19 protein-coding genes are annotated in these 23,449 nt (G+C 33.3%); 3 read left to right on the top strand and 16 right to left on the bottom strand.

Going from position 1 to position 23,449, the window contains the following annotated elements; genetic code table 11:
* The 11 genes from AC1VAQ_RS13355 to AC1VAQ_RS13405 form a co-directional block, all read right to left on the bottom strand.
* Positions 1–1,591 (bottom strand): right-handed parallel beta-helix repeat-containing protein (locus AC1VAQ_RS13355; protein WP_479904027.1); only part of this gene is annotated, 1,591 nt, incomplete at its 3' end.
* Between the two features lie 183 nt (positions 1,592–1,774).
* Positions 1,775–3,340, bottom strand: coding sequence for a lipase family protein (locus tag AC1VAQ_RS13360; protein WP_302596520.1), 1,566 nt, complete (start codon positions 3,338–3,340; stop codon positions 1,775–1,777).
* Between the two features lie 322 nt (positions 3,341–3,662).
* Positions 3,663–5,186 (bottom strand): lipase family protein, encoded by a 1,524-nt coding sequence (locus tag AC1VAQ_RS13365; protein ID WP_479904028.1) that lies wholly within the window; start codon positions 5,184–5,186, stop codon positions 3,663–3,665.
* 325 nt (positions 5,187–5,511) lie between these two features.
* Positions 5,512–5,877 carry a response regulator gene (locus tag AC1VAQ_RS13370; RefSeq protein WP_302596518.1) on the bottom strand — a complete coding sequence of 122 codons (366 nt, stop codon included), beginning with the start codon at positions 5,875–5,877 and terminating at the stop codon, positions 5,512–5,514.
* Positions 5,878–5,907: 30 nt separating this feature from the next.
* The gene (fliY, locus tag AC1VAQ_RS13375) at positions 5,908–6,522 is read right to left on the bottom strand and encodes a flagellar motor switch phosphatase FliY (protein ID WP_302596517.1); all 615 of its coding nucleotides are present in this window, start codon (positions 6,520–6,522) and stop codon (positions 5,908–5,910) included.
* A 189-nt stretch (positions 6,523–6,711) separates the two neighbouring features.
* Positions 6,712–8,199: a TRM11 family SAM-dependent methyltransferase gene (locus AC1VAQ_RS13380; RefSeq protein WP_302596516.1), complete on the bottom strand. Its 1,488-nt coding sequence runs from the start codon at positions 8,197–8,199 to the stop codon at positions 6,712–6,714.
* A 323-nt stretch (positions 8,200–8,522) separates the two neighbouring features.
* Entirely contained in the window at positions 8,523–10,748 is a 2,226-nt protein-coding gene (pflB, locus tag AC1VAQ_RS13385; RefSeq protein ID WP_302596541.1) for a formate C-acetyltransferase, read from the bottom strand.
* Positions 10,749–11,177: 429 nt separating this feature from the next.
* Complete coding sequence (locus AC1VAQ_RS13390) at positions 11,178–11,462, bottom strand: hypothetical protein (RefSeq protein ID WP_302596515.1); 285 nt, start codon at positions 11,460–11,462, stop codon at positions 11,178–11,180.
* 162 nt (positions 11,463–11,624) lie between these two features.
* Positions 11,625–12,422 carry a hypothetical protein gene (locus AC1VAQ_RS13395; RefSeq protein WP_302596514.1) on the bottom strand — a complete coding sequence of 266 codons (798 nt, stop codon included), beginning with the start codon at positions 12,420–12,422 and terminating at the stop codon, positions 11,625–11,627.
* A complete protein-coding gene (locus tag AC1VAQ_RS13400) occupies positions 12,419–12,982 on the bottom strand; it encodes an RNA polymerase sigma factor (RefSeq protein WP_302596513.1) in 564 nt (187 codons plus the stop codon). Before AC1VAQ_RS13400 ends, AC1VAQ_RS13395 begins: the two co-directional genes overlap by 4 nt.
* Before the next feature lie 385 nt (positions 12,983–13,367).
* A complete protein-coding gene (locus AC1VAQ_RS13405) occupies positions 13,368–14,324 on the bottom strand; it encodes an MraY family glycosyltransferase (protein WP_303244353.1) in 957 nt (318 codons plus the stop codon).
* Positions 14,325–14,714: 390 nt separating this feature from the next.
* Here AC1VAQ_RS13405 and pelA point away from each other — a divergent pair, with 390 nt between their 5' ends.
* A complete protein-coding gene (gene pelA, locus AC1VAQ_RS13410) occupies positions 14,715–16,292 on the top strand; it encodes a pectate lyase (protein WP_302596511.1) in 1,578 nt (525 codons plus the stop codon).
* 91 nt (positions 16,293–16,383) lie between these two features.
* Here pelA and AC1VAQ_RS13415 read toward each other — a convergent pair whose 3' ends face one another.
* Positions 16,384–17,508, bottom strand: coding sequence for a glycoside hydrolase family 88/105 protein (locus AC1VAQ_RS13415; protein WP_302596510.1), 1,125 nt, complete (start codon positions 17,506–17,508; stop codon positions 16,384–16,386).
* 253 nt (positions 17,509–17,761) lie between these two features.
* Here AC1VAQ_RS13415 and AC1VAQ_RS13420 point away from each other — a divergent pair, with 253 nt between their 5' ends.
* Positions 17,762–18,238 carry a hypothetical protein gene (locus AC1VAQ_RS13420; protein WP_302596509.1) on the top strand — a complete coding sequence of 159 codons (477 nt, stop codon included), beginning with the start codon at positions 17,762–17,764 and terminating at the stop codon, positions 18,236–18,238.
* Between the two features lie 115 nt (positions 18,239–18,353).
* Here the strand turns inward: AC1VAQ_RS13420 and glpK are convergent, their stop codons facing one another.
* From glpK to AC1VAQ_RS13435, 3 genes are all read right to left on the bottom strand, one after another.
* The gene (glpK, locus tag AC1VAQ_RS13425; RefSeq protein ID WP_302596508.1) at positions 18,354–19,847 is read right to left on the bottom strand and encodes a glycerol kinase GlpK; all 1,494 of its coding nucleotides are present in this window, start codon (positions 19,845–19,847) and stop codon (positions 18,354–18,356) included.
* Positions 19,848–19,905: 58 nt separating this feature from the next.
* A complete protein-coding gene (locus AC1VAQ_RS13430; protein ID WP_302596507.1) occupies positions 19,906–20,880 on the bottom strand; it encodes an alpha/beta hydrolase in 975 nt (324 codons plus the stop codon).
* A gap of 197 nt (positions 20,881–21,077) precedes the next feature.
* Positions 21,078–21,392: a DUF1540 domain-containing protein gene (locus AC1VAQ_RS13435; RefSeq protein WP_302596506.1), complete on the bottom strand. Its 315-nt coding sequence runs from the start codon at positions 21,390–21,392 to the stop codon at positions 21,078–21,080.
* Positions 21,393–21,879: 487 nt separating this feature from the next.
* Between AC1VAQ_RS13435 and AC1VAQ_RS13440 the strand changes: the two genes are divergently transcribed.
* Positions 21,880–22,092, top strand: coding sequence for an HAD hydrolase family protein (locus tag AC1VAQ_RS13440; protein WP_330697496.1), 213 nt, complete (start codon positions 21,880–21,882; stop codon positions 22,090–22,092).
* Between the two features lie 102 nt (positions 22,093–22,194).
* Here AC1VAQ_RS13440 and AC1VAQ_RS13445 read toward each other — a convergent pair whose 3' ends face one another.
* Entirely contained in the window at positions 22,195–23,034 is an 840-nt protein-coding gene (locus AC1VAQ_RS13445; RefSeq protein ID WP_302596505.1) for an HAD family hydrolase, read from the bottom strand.
* Between the last annotated feature and the right edge of the window lie 415 nt (positions 23,035–23,449).

Below are 23,449 nucleotides of genomic sequence, written 5' to 3' on the forward strand. Positions count from 1 at the left end.
CTTCGGGTGGTGTCACTTCTGGCTGCTCCGTTTCTTCGGGTGGTGTCACTTCTGGTATTTCAGGCACTTCTAAGTTATCGCCATATTCATATGCACCGCAATCTATAATGCCTTGATGACGCTTATTATTTAAGATATCCACTTCGCCTGCATCTATTGTTTCATCACCACTATCAATACCTATTGACCCGCTTATAAGTGCATACTCATTTTGGGTGCTATCTTTAAAGAGCGGTTTTCCAAACATGGCTGTCATCTCATATTTATCTTGAAATGCACTAAAACCTGTTGTGACCTTACCCATCATTTCGAACTCAGTCTGTTCTTTACCATTCTTACTATAATATAAGTTGTGACTAAAGCTTATATTACTTGTATATTTACTTGAGAACTCACTATTAATCATTGGCTTATCTGCCTCTTGGTAAAAAATATTATTAGCAACCTCCAGGCCATCTACAATTGATATGACAAGTTCGCCATTCTCTTTCCCATTATTAACGACAGTATTATTATACAACTTAATGTTTTTCGCCTTACCGCCACCTGTGTAATAGCCACCTACTGTAATACCATTTTCTGAGTTATTATACACTAGATTATTTCTTACAATAATATTCTGAGTTGGATAATCGGAGGGTTCTTCTGCCCCTACTTCAATGCCACCTTGAGAATCATAAATGATATTATTCTCAAATAAAATATCTCTACCCCCATCTACATAAAGCCCATAACTTGTTGCATAGGAACTATTGGCCTTGGATATAATATTTCCCCTTGCCACACAATATCTAGGTTGATCTAAGCTTGCATCTTCACAATACCCAAAGTTCCCGCAGAAATCGATACCAATATTTCCAGTATTTCGCACCTTATTATTAATCACACTCACATACTCACAATTTCCCGTTATAGAAATAGCCTCACACCATCCTGTATTACAATCATACACTTCGTTACCTTCAATTAAAATATTACTAATAGCTTTGTCTGCTCTTTCACCATAGCAAATAATAGCATTCGCACCAGAGTTAGATGAACTTGGCTTTGAGGCATACAAATCATGAATTTTATTGTTTTTAATGACAATATTACTTTCACCATTTCCTAAATAAAATCCGTATGCCCATTTATTCGTATTATTCCTAAGTTCTAAGCCCTCGATATGGATATAAGACTGTCCCCCTAAATCAATCATTGTTTCATTACTATTCCCACTATGATCTAGAATAACCTCTTCACCCTCATAATTACGTAGTGTAATATATGCGTTTTCTTTACCTGATGTATTAAAAGTAATAGCTTCCTTATAAACCCCTCCTCTTATATAAATAGTTTGTCCTGATTTAATTCCCTTAAGTGCCCTGCCAATCGTCGCATAAGGTTTTTCAATAGCCCCACTGCCACTGCTGTCACTTCCTTCGGCTGAAACAAACACAGCATTTTCATTCGTAATATCTTGCATAGTTTCTACAGTAATTTTCGCGCCATATAACTCTTCCTCTACTGTATTTGCCATACATACTCCCGAAGTCAATACAATAAGTCCTAAACTCATCAGTACATACATCTTTCTTCTAAAAATACTCATAGCTGCATCCCCTTGCGGCTATATATTACCCCCGTCAATATATAACCCGAATTTTTTTGGACCTTGTACTTGTATTATAATATAGTTAAATAAATCTAATCAATGTAAATACTTGCTTAAATAATAAGAAGGCAGTAGCACTTTCGCACTACCACCTTCTTATTTTAATTATTCTACTTTTAATTATTCTACATCAATATGTAATGCTGCTTCAGATGGAATATCTAAAGCTTTTACATTTTTAAGTTGTGTACTATATGCAAGAAGAATATAAGATTCCATATAGTGTGGATGTGAAAGTCCACCGATACCTGCAAGAATTAATTTTGTTTTAGCTGTTTTGTACGCTTCTGCTACATCAAATGTTAAGAATTCTGCTGCTGACATCGTTCCCGCTAAGTTTAATCCCGCCGCTGTAATAAAGTACATTGGTGACTGTAACATTGTATAACCATATGTTTTCTTGCCAATTAAGTTTTTACCTTCTGTAAGTTCAATTTGTGCATATGGAAGACAAGCTTCTGGAATAGAAGCTAAAGCATCTGCTCTTTTCTCTTCAGATGAGAATGATTTTGTTACTTTGATTTTATCTACATTACTATAATCAAATGCAGCATCTCTATCTTCAATAATATCACCGATTGCATCTACTGCATCATTCATCATTGATGATGACATATATGTTTTACCAGTAATTGTAGCCCATTTAGTTTTAAGTATAAGATTCATATCTGTATTTATTGTACGACCATATTTTGTGAATCCCCAAGCTTCAGTTGGAATTTCTGGTACAAGGTCTTCTTCATTAACAATGTTGAAAATACTTGGGTATGTATTCGCTGCATTTTCATCTAAAGTTGTATTTGGTGTTGCAAAGCTATATGTATATGTAGTGAAGTTTTTATCTTCAAGTTTTTTACCTACAAGGTTAGCAAGTGCACCCCCTCTAGAATGTCCTGTAATCATAAATGTAGCATCTTGTGTATCTACACCATTTTCTGTCATGTATTCTTCAACAAGCTTTATAATTCTATTAGCTGTAATATCAAGTCCCATATGATTTTGCTTTTCAGTCCAATCTGCTACGTTCCCAAACTCTTTGTCTTGTCCCATGGCAAAGTTACTAAGCCATTCCATCTGTGCTCTTGTTCCACGAATTGCAATCATAATTACTTCTTTTTCTTCACTACCATTGCTGATTTTTTTATGACCTACATTAAATTGTGTCACATGTCCATCATCATAATAATTTCTTAAGTTATATTCTGCTGCATCTTCAAATCCATGTGATGCCATAACGCCCATAATTCCTTGTGCTGTATTAATATCTGATGCATCTGTCGCTAATGCATAACCATATGTAGATGCTTCTGCCTCATTTACAGCAAAATCAATATCTGATGAGTAGTATGAAAGTGCTGAGAAGAGAGATGCTGTTTTACATAATCCTCTATTAAAAACTGTATTATCATTAAAGAACCAATTGTCATCCCATTCATATGAAAGGCTAAATCCATTTTCCATTTCTCCATCTGAGACTTTAACAATATTGGTTTTAATTAAATTTTGGTTTGTTGGAAATAAGCATGTTGTCTCAATTCCTAATGCTGAACCTGTTGTTGCTGTACTTACTTTTTCTGCTACAACTTGGCTACTTGTTGTTACCCCTTGAGCAAAAATTTGTGCTGGCATTGCTGTCATTGTCATTGCTGCAATAAGTGTGTAAATTAATGTTTTATTTCTTCCCATCTGTATACTCCTGTCTATTTTTAGTCAACTACAACTTTACCATATTTTTCTTTTTTTAACAACTTTTTTATTACTAAGTTTAATTAAAAAAGTCACTTAATTTAATTAATAAAAATGATTTAGTAAAAATATAGAGAGAAACCATTTAAAAATAAATCTTTCTTATTTTATAACCTTTCTTATTCTATAAAATGAAGGCTAAAAAAGAAGACTAAAAAAGAAGACTAAAAAAGAAGACTAAAAAAGAAGGCTACTCAAATGAATAGCCTTCTAAAAATCTTTATCTTTTCAATTATCTACTTGATGGCATATACGCAATCTATTAAAATTGATCACTATCTGCTAATACAATATATGATTCCATGTAATGTGGATGAGAAAGTCCAGCAATACCTGAAGCCATTAATCTTGATTTAGCTGTTTTGTAAGCACCTGCTACATCAAATGCAACGAACTCAAGTGGTCCCATTGTTCCTGCTAAATTTAATCCAGCAGCTGTAATAAAGTACATTGGTTTTTGAAGCATTTTATAATTGTAAGTTGTTTTACCCAATGCATTTACTGATTCATAAAGTTCAATTTCTGCATATGGCATACATGCTTCTGGAATAGATGCTAATGCCTGTGCTCTCTTCTCTTCTGATGTAAATGATTTAGTAACTGTATATTGTGATAAATCTTCACCATACACATGTGCATCATTTCTATCACTAATAATGTCTCCTAAAGCATTAAGTGTAGTTGCAAGACCTGAAGCAGATTCTGTTGTATATTTTTTACCAACAATATCTTGCCAAACAAGTTTTAAGTCTTCTGTCATATCTACATTAAGTGTTTGACCATATTTTGTGAATCCCCAAGCTTCAGATGGTACAGCTGGTACAAGGTCATCTTCATTTACAATGTTGAAAATACTTGGATATTTATCAGCTGCATCTGCTTCTAATGTTGTATTAGGTGTTGCGAATGAATATGTATATGTATCAAAGTTTTGATCTTCTAATTTTTTACCTACAAGGTTAGCAAGAGCTCCCCCTCTAGAATGTCCTGTAATCCAGAATGTTACATCATCACCTTTTACCTTGTATCTATCAATATATTCTTCTACAAGTTCAACGATTCTGTTAGCTGCAATATCGAATCCCATGTGATTTTGTTTTTCTGTCCACTCTGAAATGTAGTCGAACTCTGCATCTTGACCCATTGCAAAGTTACTAAGCCATTCCATCTCGCCTCTAGTACCACGAATACTAATTACAACAAGTTCTTTTTTGTCTTTGCCTTTACCTATTTTTTTGTGAGCAATGTTAAATTGTGCCACATGGTTATCATCTGCATAGTTTCTTAAGTTATATTCTTTAACATCTTTTAAATCATGAGATTTGAAGACTTTGCTAATACCAGATATATTGTTAATTTCTCCATCTTCACTATCAAATGCATAAGCATATGTTGATGCATCTGCTTCATTTACTTGAAGATCAATTTTCGAAGAGTAATATGAAAGGGCTGCAAAAATTGATGATGTTCTTGCTAAATCTTGATTAAATACAGTATTATCTTGGAAGAACCAACTATCATCCCATTTGTATGAAATATCAAAGCTTTGTGTGATTTCTCCGTCCTTAGTGACTGTGATTAAGCTTTCTTCCCTTTCTGTGTATGTTTCTTTTTTACGGCTCGCCGCTACGGCTAATTGAATTGCCGAATCTGTTGTTAATGGTGCTTCTTGTTCAGCAATAATTGGAGTATCATTATTTACTGATTGAGCAAAAATTTGTGTTGGCACTGTACTCATTGTCATTGCTGCAATAAGTCCATATGCTAATATTTTTCTGTTAATCATAATTAACCTCCTATTTATTTTTACGCCATAAAACATTATCATATTTCAATCTATCTAACAACTTTTTCCAGTACTTTATTAAATTTAAAAAAACACTTAATTTAGTTTAAAAATTCGCTTAATTTAGTTCAAAAATTAAATTAGCCTATAAAGAAAGAACTTATGATGTTGTACCTTTCATAAGTTCTTTCTTAACTACTTTATGTATTTTATTGAGAAACCAACTAAAAACTTGAAATATACATATACATAAATTGTTTTCTCCCAATGATTTCACATAATTCAAAACTATGAATAATTAAAGTCTATGAATGTGAAATCTATATTATTTGCCAAGTACTTTATTTACCGCTTCAACAATACGGTCTGCTTGGAATGGCTTAACGATAAAATCTTTTGCACCTGCTTGAATAGATTCTAATACCATTGCTTGTTGTCCCATAGCTGAACACATTACAATCTTCGCATTTGCATCGATTTCTTTAATTCTCTTTACTGCTCCAATACCATCAAGTTCTGGCATTGTGATATCCATAAGCATAAGGTCTGGTGTATGTTCTTTGTAAGCATCAATTGCTTTTAAGCCATTTTCAGCTTCTCCTACAACTTCAAAACCATTTTTAACTAAAATATCTTTAAGCATCATTCTCATAAATGCTGCATCATCTACTACTACAATTCTATTTGCCATTTTACTACTTCCTTTACTTATATTTTTCTTTTATAACTTACTTTGATCTAAACCTTCAATAAGTTCTCTTGCAAACTTCACTGACATAATCTGTGCAATATTACTATCTAATGTGTTTTCAATTTCCATTCTAAAAGAAATAATTACTGCATCTTCAATATCGCTTGCAATTTCTTTCATCCATCCTTTTTTATCTTTGATAATCATTGCATTTGGTGCACTAATATCAACTAATGTATTTAGCATCTGTGAAAGTGATGTAGAAGAAGACCCCATCATTTGATTCATTGCTTCTGATATTGCACTTAAGTGTAATTCTGTAATTGGTCCCTCTTCTGCAACTCCTGGTCCCATCATCATTAAATTTGTAATAATCTTTACGTCATCTTCCTTTAGGACTAATAAATTAGTTCCTGTAACACCCTCTACCGATTTAATAGCTGTAGCTACAGCCTCATTCTTAAAGTATTCTTCAATCTCTTCATGTCCTAATACTTGTACATTAGGTGTGGTAATAGAGACCTTGCGATTATTTAAAATTGTAAATAATGTTGTTGCTGCAGTACCCATACATATATTGCTTACTTCCCCTAAAATGTCTTGCTCTCTTAATGATAAGTCATTTTTTATTTTTTCTTCACTCATGTTGTGCACCCTCTGGATAAACTCTTCTATTTTTTTGCATACCTTTATGAATTTTAGTTTACCATATTTTATTCATTTTGGAAATAAAAGCTAATAAAAATTTACAAAAAACAACTTTTTTATTGGACTGCACGTTATATCTTTTCATTCCATAAAAAAGTTGTTTCATTATATATAATATATATTCCTTTATTGGTTAACACTTAAAATATATACATAAGCATTTTCTTTCTTAGAAATCTCAAATTTCTTTAAAACCTCATATTGTTCACGTGCTCTTACTTCACGTTCCACCATTTCTTTATTTCTTGTATACATGATAATTACTGCTTCATCCTTTAAAACTTCTAAAGCTTTATTAAAGAAATCATGATAGAGCATCATCAATTCATCTTCACTCTTACGCCCCGTTTGTGCCGGCATATTCGTAAAAATTTCATCAAATAAATAATCATGTTTAAAATCAAAGAAGTCACGGTTAATAAAGTTAATTTGTGCTTTTGCTTCTCGTGCATTAATAATAGCCTTGTCTATAGCTTGCCCAAAACTATCAATTCCGTACATAGGTGTTGCTGGCACTAACTTATTACGCTCAATCAGCATCGTTCCTACACCACAAAATGGATCTAATACCTGTGCATTTTCTACTAAGTATGGTTTTGCAAGTCTTGCTACAAGTGCGGCTGTTACTGGTGAAATACTTGCAGCTACTGCATGTTTTCTATAAGCAAAGCGTTCATCCTTGATTGTATATAGTTTAAGCAGCACATTGAATACGCCATCTCTACCTTCAATGAGGCGAATTTCAAATTCATAATTAGAGGTTGAATTAATAAGCTTTCTTCCTGATTGTTGCTCTAATTTAGCCGCTAATTTCTTAGTAAAGTCACTTTTCTTATCAAGTAACATTTTACTCTTTACTTCTATTCTAAAGTAGTATGCCCCACTGCCTTCATGTCTCTCATCTAAGAATTCTAGCAGGCCACCACTACAAAGTGCCTCAGCGATAATTGCTGGTTCCATTGCTACTGTTCCTACATTTTTAAGTCTAAAGAGTAATTCTGTGTAAGTACGAATATTTAAAATCTCATTTAAATCCTTTGTACGCGCAATAACGCCTGCATTAAATTCCTTTGCCTTGCCATTTGTAATTTGCTCTAATGTTACATCTTTGTGGTCACGATTTGTGAGAAGGACTACATCAGAAAGTACATTATATCCTGTAAACTTATGCATTCTTGGTTTTTCTACTGTTAAAAGCATTTCTGTTAATGTACGAATTTCCTCATTAATATGCTTCATGCTAGTTTCTTCAAACTCACCTGTTGTAAGATAGTCTAAACGTGCTTTAAGTTTATCTGCTAAATCACTATACTCAAATTGTTTAAGTGCTTCTAGGTAATCAACCTTGATAAATAACTTTTCTTCATTTTCATAAGCTGTATAAAGTTTGCTTCTAAATTCAGGTGCTTTAATCTCACCCATAATTAAGGCAACATTTTTACGTGTTTTAGCATCTTCATCTGTCAGGAGATTTTTAAGTACCTCATAATCTCCCCCTAAAAAATATTGAAAAGCAAGCTTATTATTCTTATCTTTCAATAATTTTCTAAGCTCTATTAAATTTTTACGTACGTCTTGCCCAGCGGCAATATTATTATAAATTTCTCTTAGCATTATTTCTCCTTATTTTTACGAACTCGTTTATGCATCTACACTAACACTTTTTAGAACTTTAAGCAAGTATTCCCCCCTCTTACCATTGCCTTAGATAACTTCTTTAATTTACATTATAAAGTTTTAAAAGCACCTTATAATTTTTAAAAAGCACCTTATAATTTTTAAAAAGCACCTTATAAATTTTAAAAAGCACCTCCAAGGCTTTTGAGGAGAGATGCCTTGAAAGTGCTTTATATATATATGAGGAAATGTTATGTTTTTTTATTGGGTTTTAAGTCTATTAGTTAAAGAATTCTTTCTTACATTATTTTATGAAATAATTACATTCTTTCATGGAATGTACGGCTGATAACGTCTAATTGTTGTTCTCTTGTTAATTTAATGAAGTTTACAGCGTATCCTGATACACGAATTGTAAGTTGTGGATATTTTTCTGGGTGATCCATAGCATCTAATAATACATCTTTATGAAGTACGTTTACGTTAATGTGTTGACCTGTTTGTCCAAAGTACCCATCTAAGATACCTACCATATTTGCAACGCGTTCATTATCTGTTTTACCAAGAGTTGATGGTACTAATGAGAATGTGTATGAAATACCATCTTGTGCGTGTTCAAATGGGATTTTTGCAACTGAAGCACATGCAGCAAGTACACCTTTTGTTTCTCTACCGTTCATTGGGTTAGCTCCTGGTGAGAATGGTACGCCTGCTTTACGTCCATCTGGAGTAGCCCCTGTTTTCTTACCATATACTACGTTTGATGTAATTGTAAGAACTGATTGTGTGTATACAGAATCTCTGTATGGTGTGTGTTTTCTAACTTCATTCATGAAGTCTTCTACTAAGAAGCATGCAATATCATCTGCGCGGTCATCATTGTTACCGTATGCTGGGTATTCTCCTTCGATTTCGAAATCGATAGCAATCCCTTCTTCATTTCTAATAGGTTTAACTTTTGCATGTTTGATAGCTGATAATGAGTCTGTTGCTACCGCCATACCTGCGATACCACAAGCCATTGTTCTTAAGATATCTGTATCATGAAGTGCCATTTCAATTCTTTCATAAGCATATTTATCATGCATGAAGTGAATGATGTTAAGAGCATCTGTGTAAACTTTAGCAACCCACTCTTTTGTGATTTGGTAGTTTTTCATTACTTTGTCATAATCTAAGTATTCATCTTCTATCATTGGTTCGATACCTGGTACTACTTTAATACCTGTTTTTTCATCTACCCCACCGTTGATAGCGTAAAGTACTGCTTTAGCAAGGTTAGCACGTGCTCCGAAGAATTGCATTTGTTTACCGATTCTCATTGGAGATACGCAACAAGCGATACCATAGTCATCACCGAATTGTGGTCTCATAAGGTCATCACTTTCGTATTGGATAGCTGATGTATCAATAGATACTTTTGCACAGAAGTTTTTGTATCCTTGTGGGAATTTTTCACTCCAAAGTACTGTTAAGTTTGGTTCTGGAGCTGGTCCAATATTGTAAAGTGTGTGAAGGTAACGGAAGCTGTTTTTAGTTACAAGAGATGCACTCATATCTTCAAGCATACCACCAAGTGATTCTGTTACCCATGTTGGATCTCCTGAGAATAATTCATTGTATTCTGGAGTTCTAAGGAATCTGATGATACGAAGTTTCATAATGAATTGGTCAATGATTTCTTGAACTTCTTGTTCTGTAAGTTTTCCTTCTTGTAAATCTCTTTCAGCATAGATATCAAGGAATGTAGATGTACGACCAATTGACATTGCTGCGCCATCTTGCTCTTTAGTTGCTGCAAGGTATGCAAGGTATAACCATTGCACCGCTTCTTGGAAGTTTTCAGCTGGTCTACTTAAGTCGAATCCATACATTTGACCTAATTCTTTAAGTTCGTTTAATGCTTTAATTTGTTCTGCAAGTTCTTCACAATCTCTCATTGTTTCAGCTGTGAATACTTTTGATCTTGCTTCTTTATCTTTCATTTTGTCTTCGATAAGACGGTCAATTCCGTAAAGAGCAACTCTTCTGTAGTCACCAATGATACGTCCACGTCCATAAGCATCTGGAAGCCCTGTTACAACACCAACTTTACGTGCTGTACGGATATCTTTGTTATAAACATCAAATACACCTTGGTTGTGTGTTTTTCTATATTTAGTGAAGATTTCTTTCATTTCTGGGTCTACTTCGTAGTCGTAAGCGTGTAATGCATTTTCTACTACTCTCATCCCACCAAATGGATGACAGCTTCTTACGAGTGGTGCATCTGTTTGAAGACCAACGATTTTTTCTTTTGATTTGTCAATGTACCCTGCTGCATGAGAAGTGATTGTTGCAATAGTTTTTGTATCTGCGAAACATCCTCTTTCTCTTTCTTTTACCATGAGTTCACTAAGTTGTTCCCATAAAGCTGTTGTATCTGCAGTTGGTCCTTCTAAGAATGAATCGTCACCTGTATATTCTGTATAGTTGTTAACAATGAAATCTCTTACATTAATTTCTTCTTGCCATTTACCTGATTTAAAGTTTCTCCAATATGTCATATGCATCGTAAAGACCTGACTTTGTGTAGGCCTCTACTCCACCCCCTCTTATTTGTAAGTTTAGTTATAAATCTTGTTTTAAGTTTTCTTAATAATACATGTTTGTTTTTGTGTGTATACTGTATACAATCTTGACTTGTTTTTATTATACTATGGTAATTTTAGTTTGTAAATAGGAATTATTATTTTTTAGTATTAAATTTTTTATAACTTTTCTTACTATTTCCTTAATACAGTTTGTGATACTTCCTATCACCCCTTCAATCTCACTACTAAATTTTTGAGATTGACCAGCTAACTTTCCCAACGCCCTAAACCTTCTATTCATTATCTTTATTTTGATTTTTCCTACCTAAAAAGAGGTAATAAACTTGTATGCAACAACAAGCTTATTACCTCTTTGTCTACCTTTTATATCTCGCATCATTTTTATTGATATTGTACACGAAAATCTTGATTACAATGATGGCATCTATATATAGCTTCTTTCTCTTTCACTTCATGTATTTCCATGATTTCTTCGCAGTTTGGGCAAAGGATATAGCGTTTTAAACCATAAGGCAATTCACTTTCCTTTTCCTTAGAATCCTTAGAAAATTTGATTTTCCTTGGTACCTCTTCAAATTCATTCATGCGTAATCTAATCTGTTCTTCATGCACCATTTTTTTATCTGCTACTTTCTTAAATTCGTCCATACGTGATTCTATATTCATAGCATCGCCTCTTATTTATAAATATTCATTTTTACCTTAAATTATAAATATTATATTATCTTTTCATGTATTTTGCTACTAAATATGCAAAAAGGGGCTACTTCACGACAACAAGTGGATCTACTATCTTTTAGATTGCCATCATAAAAAAGCAATCACTATTTATTCCGCATCAATAACTGTCTGTGCCATATTGACAAGTTCATCAATATTAAAGTTATAATCATTTCCCATAATATTATAGCTAATGCCGTCCTCATACCAACTAATCGCTTGAACTTGCTGAACTTCTACTTTATCTGAGCCATATGATACTTCTAGTGCGCCAGCTGCCATAGCTTTATTATCTTCAGCTGTTAAGACGTAATTTGCTGGTACAAATTTATAAGTTTGATTATAGTAATATAAATCTATACCTTTATAAGATTCCTCTAACTTTGTTTCACCTTCATGATTTAAATACTTTTCATCTACTAACATTGTATTTAAAGAAATAGGTTGTCTCTCTTTCTCACCATTGCTGTACATAAACGTAATCTCTTTTGTCTTTGTAACTAGTTTACCTGCCTCATCTGTCATTTCACCCTTACCAATAGATGCTTTTTTATACTCAAATCCTCCAGGTAAACTCTCTACATATTTAGGTAAAAATCCATTGTCGTTCTCAACTTTTTCTTGGGTTGGAAAAGAATTATATGCTGTATGTGAGCGGCTGATCCAACTTCCTGATGTTGCTGCTGCCACAGCTGTAATAGAACCTACAATCAAACATAACCCCGCTACTAATGCCACACGTTTTTTACGACCTAAACTAAATCCTTTATTTTTCATAGTATTTCTTTGCTCCTCTTCATATATATTTTTTCTAATCTTATTAAATAAGTCTGGTGATACTTCAATATCTTCTACTTCCTGATTTAATACAATTTTAATGTTTTTATCTTCCTTACAATTTCTCATAACCCAAATGCCTCCCTTTTTATACGACTTTCTTCTATTAAACTTACTTTCAATTTTCTTCTAGCCGTATGTAGCCTAGATTTTACAGTCCCTTCTAAGCAGCCCATGACTTTAGCAATTTCTTTAACAGAAAGCTCATTATAATAGTAGAGAACGATGGTTGTTTGTAATTTATAATCTAACTTTAAGACTTCCTTATAAATTTCACTTTTTGTTTCTCTTACTTCTATTTCATTAGGAATTGTAAGGTCCTGTTTCTTTTCGATTACTTCATTGATCTCTTCTGTTGGAATAAGGGTATTTTCCTTTTTCATATAGCGCCATGCGATTCTAGTTAGTAATTTAAAGAACCAAGTCTTAAAGTACTCTGGGCTTTTAAGACTTTTGATAGAAAGATAACATGTCGTAAAAGCCTCTTGTACAATGTCCTCACTTGTGTATTTATTTCTTGTCAGCAAATAAGCTGTTCGCATTGCTTTATATTTATACCTTTCAAATAATTGTTCAAAAGCTTGCATATTTCCTTCTTGTACATTTCTTATAAGCTCTATTTCCTCCAAAACTTTTTCCTCCTTTATTAGGTGCACCTATCTATATAGAGACAAAACATTTCTATTTGGTTCATTCATTCAATAACTTTTTAATAATTTTTTATAAAAGAAAAAGCTGCTCATACCATATTTACGTATGAACAGCTTCTTCACTATGAGATTTTATTAATTTATATAACACCTTATACCATAATATTCTACGTTATAGTATTTTTATACTATAGTACCATATCTTAATACATTCGCAAACCGGTAATATATCCCATGGATAATTACAGTTTATAAATATAAAGTCCATATAGCTTTTACTTTAGGATTGTACCATAAAATTTTAAGATTGCATCATAAAACTTTAACGTTGTATCTTAAAACTTTAAGATTCCATCATAAAACTTTATGATTGTATCATAAAGAGAATGATTGCACTTAAATTAAGGCATGCACATACAAGATAAAGTACATGAACAGCTTGTTTCTGTGTTAAACCTTGAGCTGTTAATCTGAAATGTGCTTGACTCGTATCCCCTATATAAATAGGTCTACCTTCTTTCATACGTTTAAATATCACATAGATATTATCAAAAATTGGTAGCCCCAAAGCCAATACTGGCACGAAAATCGAAAACATTGTTGCTTGCTTAAATGCACCATCTAATGAAATAATGGCCAACATAAAACCTAAAAATGTCGCACCTGCATCGCCCATTAAAATTTTAGCTGGGAATCTATTGTATTTTAAATATCCTAAGCAAATGCCTACTAATATAATTCCCATCATAGCTGCAGAATAATCCCCCATGGCTCTTGCTACAATAAACAAGGTAATTGCTGAGATACAACTTACACCACCTGCTAAACCATCCATTCCATCTGTGAAGTTAATAACTGTTGTTACACCAAATAACCATATAATGCTTAAGGTAAATTGTAATAAAGTTGGTAGTAATATGTACTCTCCATTTAATGGGTTAGTAAAACCTACGAACTGTACACCACCTTTATACACTAATGCACAGGCAATTAGCTGGACAATCATCTTAGGCCATGCAGCTAAATCCTTACCTTTAATTTTATACCAATCATCCACCATTCCTATAGCAAATATAATTGTAGAGCTTGCTAAAATATAAAGTATTTTCGTATTGACCTGCTTCATAGCTAAAAAGTATACAATCCAAAATATAAAAAATAGACCTACTGCTGCTAAATATGGTTTTGCTTCTTTATGAATCTTCCTTGAATCAGCCTTAGGCTGTTCCATATAATTAGTCTTACAAGCCACTTTTCTAAGCACCGGCGTCACTAAAACCATCAAAATCCACGATATGAAAAAAGCAATAAAATAACTCATAATAGCCTCCATCATCATTTCTTATGTTATTCTTTCAATTTTCTATATAATATACCTCTTGTCATAATTTTTCAATACTTTTTGTTTATCATGCAAGCTCTTCTTTCACTTCATCTATTCTTAAGTACTACACGTCTACTTTATAGAGAAACCAACTAAAACCTTAAAATATACATGTAGGTCAATAGGTTTCTCTCAATGATTTCACATGACTAAAAATCATGAATAACTAAATCTATATAAATGTGAAATCTATATGTCCAAAAATCATTTAATTATTCTTAAATTTTTGTAGAAATCAACTTAAATAAGTCAACTTATGTACAGATTCTTCTAACAGTTTATCTTATAATAACCTTATTATTACATGAAATAACAGGGGGATTACACATGAAACTAGGATTAAAAAGAAAAGCGTGCCTAATTATGTTAGCAATGACAATGACTACTGGCACAGTTGCAACACCTTTATTTGCGGCTGAGACTATATCACTCAAAGATTTATCAGTAAAAACAATTGCTATAATAGAAACAGAACCAAACTTCTCAATCAATGGCGCTTTCCATGAACTAGACTATGGTTATTTATTAAAACCAATCATGAAAGATGACAAATCAAGTGCTGAAACAATGATGGCACCTTTAAGAGATATTTTTGAAAAACTTGCTGCTACTTATAGCTATAATGAAAAAACAGGTGAAGTAAAAATGATGCTCAATGAGCAAACACTTACTATGAAAGTTAGCTCTACAGAAGCTTCTTTAGAAGGTAAAAAATTAACAGCACCTTATGCACCAGAGCTTATTGATAATGAAGATGGCGAAAAAACACTTTATTTACCTGTTAAGTTTGTATTTGAAAGTCTAGAAGCTAATGTAACATGGGATAGTAAAAGAAAACGCCTTGTAGCTACTTGTATTATGACACCAAGACAAGGTGGCGATGATTTTAAAACAGGCGGCGACTGGACATTTGGTTCGCTTCTTGAAAAAACAGCCAATGACTATGCAAGTTCAACGGCTCAAAAGGTAGCTGACAATATCATTGCTTTCCAAAATAGTAATGGTGGCTGGATGAAACTTGTAGATGCTGTAGATATGACCGAGTCTATCAAGGATCAATCTGCTACGCTTCTTAAATCTACCATTGATAATGATGCCACGATTACGGAAATGCGTTTCTTAGCACAAGTTTATACTGCTACAGGTAATAAAAAATATGCTGAAAGCTTTATGAAAGGTCTTGATTATCTCATCAAAGGCCAATATAGTAACGGCGGTTGGGCACAGTATTTTCCAGTAGCAACAGGTTACTTTAAAAATATTACGATTAATGATAATGCCATGGCTAATGTACTCGAACTTTTATTAGATGTCGTACAAGCAGATCCAGGTTATGAATTTGTAAGCAAAGAATATCCTAGTAAAATTCCATCTGTACAAAAGTCTATTGATAAAGGTATTGATTGTATCTTAGACCTCCAAATTGAAGTAGATGGTGTAAAAACAGCTTGGGCGTCTCAATATGATGAAATAACTATGGCACCTGCTTTTGGCCGTGCTTATGAAGTACCTTCTATTGCTACGCAAGAGAGTGTAAGACTTCTCCAATTCTTAATGCGCCTTGAAAATCCAAGCCCAGAAATAATTGATGCTGTTAACTCAGCTATGACATGGCTTGATACCGTAAAAATCGAAGGCAAAAAAATAACTACTATAACAGACTATAGCCTTGAATTTGGTTCAAACCGCGTACTTGTAGATGATCCAAATTCAACAGTTTGGGCACGTTTCTATGAAATTAATAGTGACTTCAAACCTGTTTTCTCTGGTAGAGATAGTGTTATAAAATATAGCATGGAAGAAATTTCTTATGAAAGAAGAAACAAATACAGTTGGTATGGTAGCTACTTAAATGATAAGGTAAAAGCACAATACTCAGAGTGGCTTAAAACAATTAAAAACTAATAAAAAGTGGGTGTTCCAAAAAATCTAATTGATTACTTAGGAACACCCACTTTTTAAAATTATTAGCAGTTAATTGCTATGGTTTTAAACCTTATTTCTTTCTTCTAAGAATTTCTGTATACGCAAGTAATAATGGTGCAACCCCTTTTGCTTCGTTTTCTACAACTGGTTCTGAAATATAGTATTCAAATGAACCGTCACGTGAATCTGGGCGGCCAAGTCCTGCTACTAAACAGATTCCGCCAAGGTTCATTTCACCATCTTTTTCATATAAATATTTATCACAAATACCATTGAATGCTTTTTCACCATATGCAGCGTAGCTTTCTGGTAAGAATCCCATTCTTACACCTTTTAAGATAGCAAACGCCATAATTGCACTACCGCTTGTTTCAAGGTAGTTTCCTTCTCTGTCCCCTTGATCAACTACTTGATACCACATACCACTTTCATGTTGGAATTTAAGAAGTGATTCAATAAGATCCGTAAAGATTTGCATAAGTTTATTGTACATTTCTGTATAGCTCTTATCCATTTTCTCTAATGTATCAATAAGTGCCATCACAAACCAACCAAGGGCACGAAGCCAGAAGTTCTTAGAAAGTCCTGTTTCTTTATCACACCATTTTGCTTCTCTAGAAGAATCATATCCATGGTAGTATAAACCTGTTTTAGGATCTTTCATAAGTTTCTCTACATTGCAGAATTGATTAAAGATATCATCATAATGTTCTTTATTGTTAAATCTTGTTTCATATTCCATGTAGAATGGTTGTCCCATATAGAGACCATCTAGCCAAACTTGATTTGGATAGATTTTTTTGTGCCAGAAGTTACCTTCTTTAGTACGTGGTTGAATTTTGATTTGTTCATATACTGTATCAATTGCTTTGCGGTATCTTTCTTTACCTGTGATATCATAAAGTTCAAATAATACCTTACCAGAGTTTACATTATCTATGTTTAACTCGTGAATATCATAATCATTGATTGACCCATCTTCTCTTACATGATATGTAATAAACTCATCAGCAAATTTTAAATACTTTTCACCCTTTGTAATCGCGTACATCTCTAAAAGAGCTTTAATCATACAACCATCGATGTAGTTCCATGTAGGTGGCTTACCTTCTAAAATTTTTTCGATATTCCAGATTGGTCTCTCTGGTGTACTTTTATCAATTAGCTCTTCGATGTAATTTCTAAGCATATCCATGTTCCGTTTTCCTCATTTCCCTAAGTTCTTACGTGTTAAACACTATTTTTATTTTACCTTAAACTTTTAGGCTTGTCTCTAAAAGCTGAAATTTAAGGAATAAATATGTAGTATTTATGCATTTTGGATATATTTTGTCAAATTTTATTGACCTAAGTTTTTCTTTGTTCATGAAATACTTATATGAAGTTGCTATATTAATATAAAATAAACTACAGCTTGATTAAAAAATATTTTAGAAAGGATTGTGACTATGGAAAAGAAAAGTTTATGTATGGGACTCGCATTAGGCATTGGTTGTCTCTCTTTCTTGGCTATTATTAATGCCCTATTCTATCATTTTACTCACTTAAAAATGGATGTTCACTTACAAAATAACATTGAAACGACTATTGAAACAGATTCAACTATAGACTTTTCAAAGGTCACAGACTTTGACTGGGATACTCTATATGTTTTTACGCCCTATTCTTCTCCTAATGAAATATTAGATGAAGACAATATTATTACATTTAACTCTAATTTTAATATTGAATATCTGGACTCGATTGTCATGTTAGGTTTCGTAAAAGACTATTATCTTGTTGCTTATGTAGAATTACCGCGTAGCCACGTTACTAATTTGTCAACTATCTCTATGCGTTTTTCTAAAGATACGGCTATATTTAAAGTACGTCCTGTCGAAACAAATACTGATGAAAATTATACCCAAAAAGCTATTGCTTTTTGAAGGTATGCTAAAAGGATATGAAAAGACTTAAAATAAAAAGTTAATGAATTACTCTATAAACAAAAAATGGATATTATGAAACTATAGCTAGTTTCATAATATCCATTTTTTATAATTAGTTAGCCGCCCAGTTGCTGCTGCGGCTTATGGCTTTTGACCAGCCTTGTAGGAGCTGTTCTTTTTTATCTTCTGCTAAATCTGGTTCAAATGTTCGCTCTAGACACCAGTTCTTCGCAATTTCTTCTTTGTCTTTGAAGTAGCCTACTGCTAATCCGGCTAAATATGCTGCACCTAAGGCTGTTGTTTCTACAACCTGTGGTCTTTCTACTTTTACACCTAAGAGGTCAGCTTGGAATTGCATCAAGAAATCATTTTTACTTGCGCCGCCATCTACCTTCAGCATGCATAAATGCATTCCTGCATCTTGCTCCATGGCTTTTAGTACATCTACTGTTTGATAAGCAATAGCTTCCACGGTGGCACGTATAATATGTGCTTTTGTCGCACCTCTCGTAAGCCCTACTATTGAACCTCTTGCATAAGGGTCCCAATAAGGCGCACCAAGTCCTGCAAAGGCTGGTACTACATAAACGCCATTGCTATCTACAACACTTCTTGCATAAACTTCACTTTCCTCAGCCGTCTTAATAAGACCTAATTCATCTCTTAACCACTGAATGGCTGCACCTGCCATAAAGATACTGCCTTCTAAAGCATATTCAATTTTACCATCTATTCCCCAGGCAATGGTTGTAAGAAGCCCATGTTTAGAACTCACTGCACGCTCCCCTGTATTCATCAGTAAAAAGCAGCCTGTACCATATGTACTTTTGGCTGCGGCCTTACTAAAACAAGTTTGCCCAAATAATGCCGCTTGTTGGTCTCCAGCTACTCCCCCTATAGGAATGCTTCCATTAAATAATGCTTTATGTGTCTCACCAAATAAGCCACTAGACGATTTAACCTCTGGCAACATCTGTCTTGGAATGTCTAACTTTTTAAGTATTTCCTCATCCCACTCTAAAGTATGAATGTTAAAAAGCATGGTTCTTGCTGCATTAGAATAATCCGTTGCAAATACTTCCCCCTTTGTAAGGTTCCACATAAGCCAGGTATCTACCGTACCAAATAACAATTCACCTTGTGCTGCCTTTGCTCTAGCTCCTTCTACATGGTCTAAAATCCATTTAAGCTTAGTTGCAGAAAAATAAGCATCTATAATAAGTCCTGTCTTTTCTTTAATGATTTTATCAAAGCCTTCTTCTTTCAATGCATCGCAATAAGCTGCTGTTCTTCTACATTGCCATACAATAGCATGATATACTGGTTTTCCTGTGACTTTATCCCATACGATAGTCGTTTCTCTTTGATTGGTAATACCAATAGCTGCTATATCCTTAGCTTCTAATTGTACCTTTTCTAAACAGGCTTTAGCTACTTTAAGCTGCACATCCCATATTTCCAAGGGGTCTTGCTCTACCCACCCTTGTTTAGGATAATACTGTTTAAACTCTTGTTGTGCCATGCTTTTTACATTGCCTTGTTTATCAAATAATATAGCTCTTGAGCTAGTTGTTCCTTGATCCAAAGCTAATATATATTTCTTCATTCTTACACTCCTATCGCTTTACTTGTCTATGCTCAGTATATCTTATTTGCCCTGTTTTTTAAATATTGAAAGCTGCTTTTAGTACTTCTATACGTCTTTGAACATTTTCTTTGGTAATTTTGCTATTTTTAACCGCATCATAGCCATGTACTGTACCTGTTGTTTGATATATTGTCACATTTATGCCATGTGATTTTAATAACTCGCCATAGGCTTTTCCTTCATCCCTTACTGGATCAAACTCAGTAAGTTCTATGTAGGCTGGTGGTAATTTTTCAAAATCAGTCGTTGCCATAGGCGATGCATAAGGTAACATATTTGCCTTGCCGTTTCGTATATCCTTTAACCCATCCCTTAAATAAATTTCCCACATATAATTATTCATAGGCGTATTCCATACTGGTGTATCTATAAATTCTCTCATGGAAGCTGTATCCTGTTTATAATCTGTCGCAGGATAACATAAGAGCTGCATACAAAGCTTTAAATCCATTCTATCTCTTGCCATCTGTGCTACTGCTGTAGCTAATGTCCCACCTGAGCTATCTCCTGCTACTGCTATGCGGCTTTTATCTATCCCTAACTTTTCAGCATTTTCTACAACCCATTCTAACGCACTATAAGAATCCTCTAATCCCACTGGGAATGGGTATTCAAAAGCTAAACGATAGTCTACGTAAACGACTTTACACCTTGCACCTATTGCATATTCTCTAATGAGCCGTTTATGAAAATCTAATGCGGGTACCACAAAAGCTCCCCCATGATAATACATTAAACAAGGTGCATTGCCTGATAGTTGATGCGGCTCTATAATCTGTATCTCTACTAACTCCCCATCAAAGCTAGGTATCATAAACTTAGTTACCTTAACCTCTTCATCCGTTGCATTCTCCCGCCAAACTCGTCTTCCCATCACGCTATTACTTGCCATGCTCTTTATAGCCGCTTCTCCTGTCATATTTTTAGGCCCTCTTGATGACATTTGGGCAAAAATTCTAAAGTCCTTACTAATATTATATTTGTTTTCCATACCTTCACCCCTATCGATCTATAATCTATTATATAGATTTCATATCTATGATTAATATTGTAATCCTATTTTTTAAATTTAGTATGCACTTGGTCATTTTATTTAAAAATAGCAATATTACCGAAACTCCTTCCCAACAAATAAAGGAGCATTACATTAATAACCAAATTAAATGTAACATGCTCCTTCATAGTACTTTATTTGCTGATAAATGTATTGCAACAGGTGTCTTCTAGATGACAAGCTGTAGTCGCACCACTAATTTCTACATCTACAGCTAAACATTCATGATTGCAGTTAAATACACACTCAATTGCACTACAATTAACATCTACTTCTTCTTTTGGTCCCATTGAACAATTGCTCGCTACGTATTCAGATTCTACAAAGCTCTCACAGTTGGTAGCATCAGGATTACTAGATACCTGATCGCCTACTTTAATCTGCGATAAGCAACAATGGTACTCTTCATTATAAGAACAATTTTTAACATCACATCTTAAATTTGGCATAATATTTCTCCTTCAAATGACTAATGTTTTTAATGTTTTCATCTCACTATTATGGGAGATTTATGCAGGTTTTATTCTTTCTCTTCTTACATTTTATTGCAACATAGATTTCACATTGATAAGTTTTAGTTATTCATAGTTTTTAGTTATGTGAAATCATTGAGAGAAACCTATTTACCTATATGTCTATTTCAAGGTTTTAGTTGATTTCTCTATATAGATTTCACATTGATAAGTTTGAGTTATTCATGATTTTTAGTCATGTGAAATCATTGGGAGAAACCAATTTACCTATATGTCTATTTCAAGGTTTTAGTTGGTTTCTCTATATAGATTTCATATGTATAAGATTGAATTATTCATCATGTTCTAGTCATGTGAAATTATTAAGAGAAACCTATTTATGAGATATATCGCTTAAAGTTATAATTGGTTTCTCTATATGTTGGTGATTTATTATAATACCTTAAAACTCTGGAGAATACTTATGATTAAATTAATAGCAACATGTATGGCCTTTGGTGATTATCTAAATGACGTAGAAATGATGCAAAGCGTTTACTATAGCTATGCCATGGAGAATGCCCATGAAGACTTATTGCAAATAGCACGATTTAAGGCTGCTAGCAATGACAATCATGGTGTCATCCTCAAAATCCAAGAAATGCTAGATAACAATTTTATGCCTCTAGCAAAATAAATCAAAAATTAAAGGGTTCTAATTTTTCTTAAGTATGCTTAAAAAAATTAGAACCCTTTACTCTTCATATAACCTTCTAATCTATAAAACTAATCTATAAAATTAACCTATAAAATTATGTTTTTTAAAACTATTATAGATTCCATTCTCTTCTACTGAATCTGTTATCTCATCTGCTACTTCTTTGAGTGCTTCAATTGCATTTCCCATTGCTATTCCTAAGTCTACAAATTGTAACATTTCCATATCATTAAGGCTATCACCATAACCTACTGTATCTTCTTTATTTAATCCTAAGTGTGCTAAAACATATTCTATTCCTGATGCCTTATGCACATTCGGTATCATCATCTCACCGCTATTTCCACCCCAGAATTCCATAGAGTTAGGAAGTACAATAATTTCTTTAAATTCTTCCTTAAGTGCTTCTATAGATAGTCTTGAGCCAAAGAAAAGTACTTTACAAATATCATCCCTTACAAGGTCTGCTCCCTCTACCATATGGTCAATTAATCCTTGCATATGCGCTTCAATCTGTTCTTTGTCCTCTGGATGTGCCGCTATATTGGTAGCCATACGTTCTGTGAAAAACTTACGTGTATGACGACTTACATATGTTTTATCTATTGCTTCTAAACAAAAGTGTATTTCATTAGCATCTAAGAAACTTACTAAATGTTTAATTGTTTCTACTGGCATAAATTCTTGTCTAATAACTTTACCTTGAACTTCCACATATCCTCCTGCTGAGCAGATTCTACCATCTACTTCTAACTTTGCAGCCTCACCTACAACTTCTACTTTTGAACGCCCTGTGCATAAAAATACAAGGTGACCATTTTCTCTTGCTTTACGGATAGCTTCTTTAGTAGTAGCCGGCATTACTCCATGGTGGTTTACAAGTGTTCCATCAATATCACAAAATATTACTTTCTTATTCATGCTAAATCCTCTGTCTCTTTCAATCTTTTTATAAATACTTTTTATTATAGTAGGCGTCTACTATAATCTCTTCTATTATAAACTATTTCTTCACTTTATAATAATAAATTAATAATATGAATGCACTGTATATTTGTGGAAGATTGCCTCTCTTATTCATAACCTACTCTTTTATTTAGCTGTTTTTTTCTTAAACATTTACATAACTTCCGTACTTTTTTCTTATATACCTTCTTTAGCTGTTCATTATAACAAATTCACCTTTTCTTTTTTAGCTATTTTGTACATTTATTTGAGCGTCAGATTGCTTACAAACATCCCTTCTTCACAATAATCACACAAAAACATCATATTCTCTACATTTCCCAGATATATATTAATACTATAAAAGAAAAAGCTTTTTATATTTCTTTTT

The organism is Cellulosilyticum sp. (assembly GCF_982396655.1).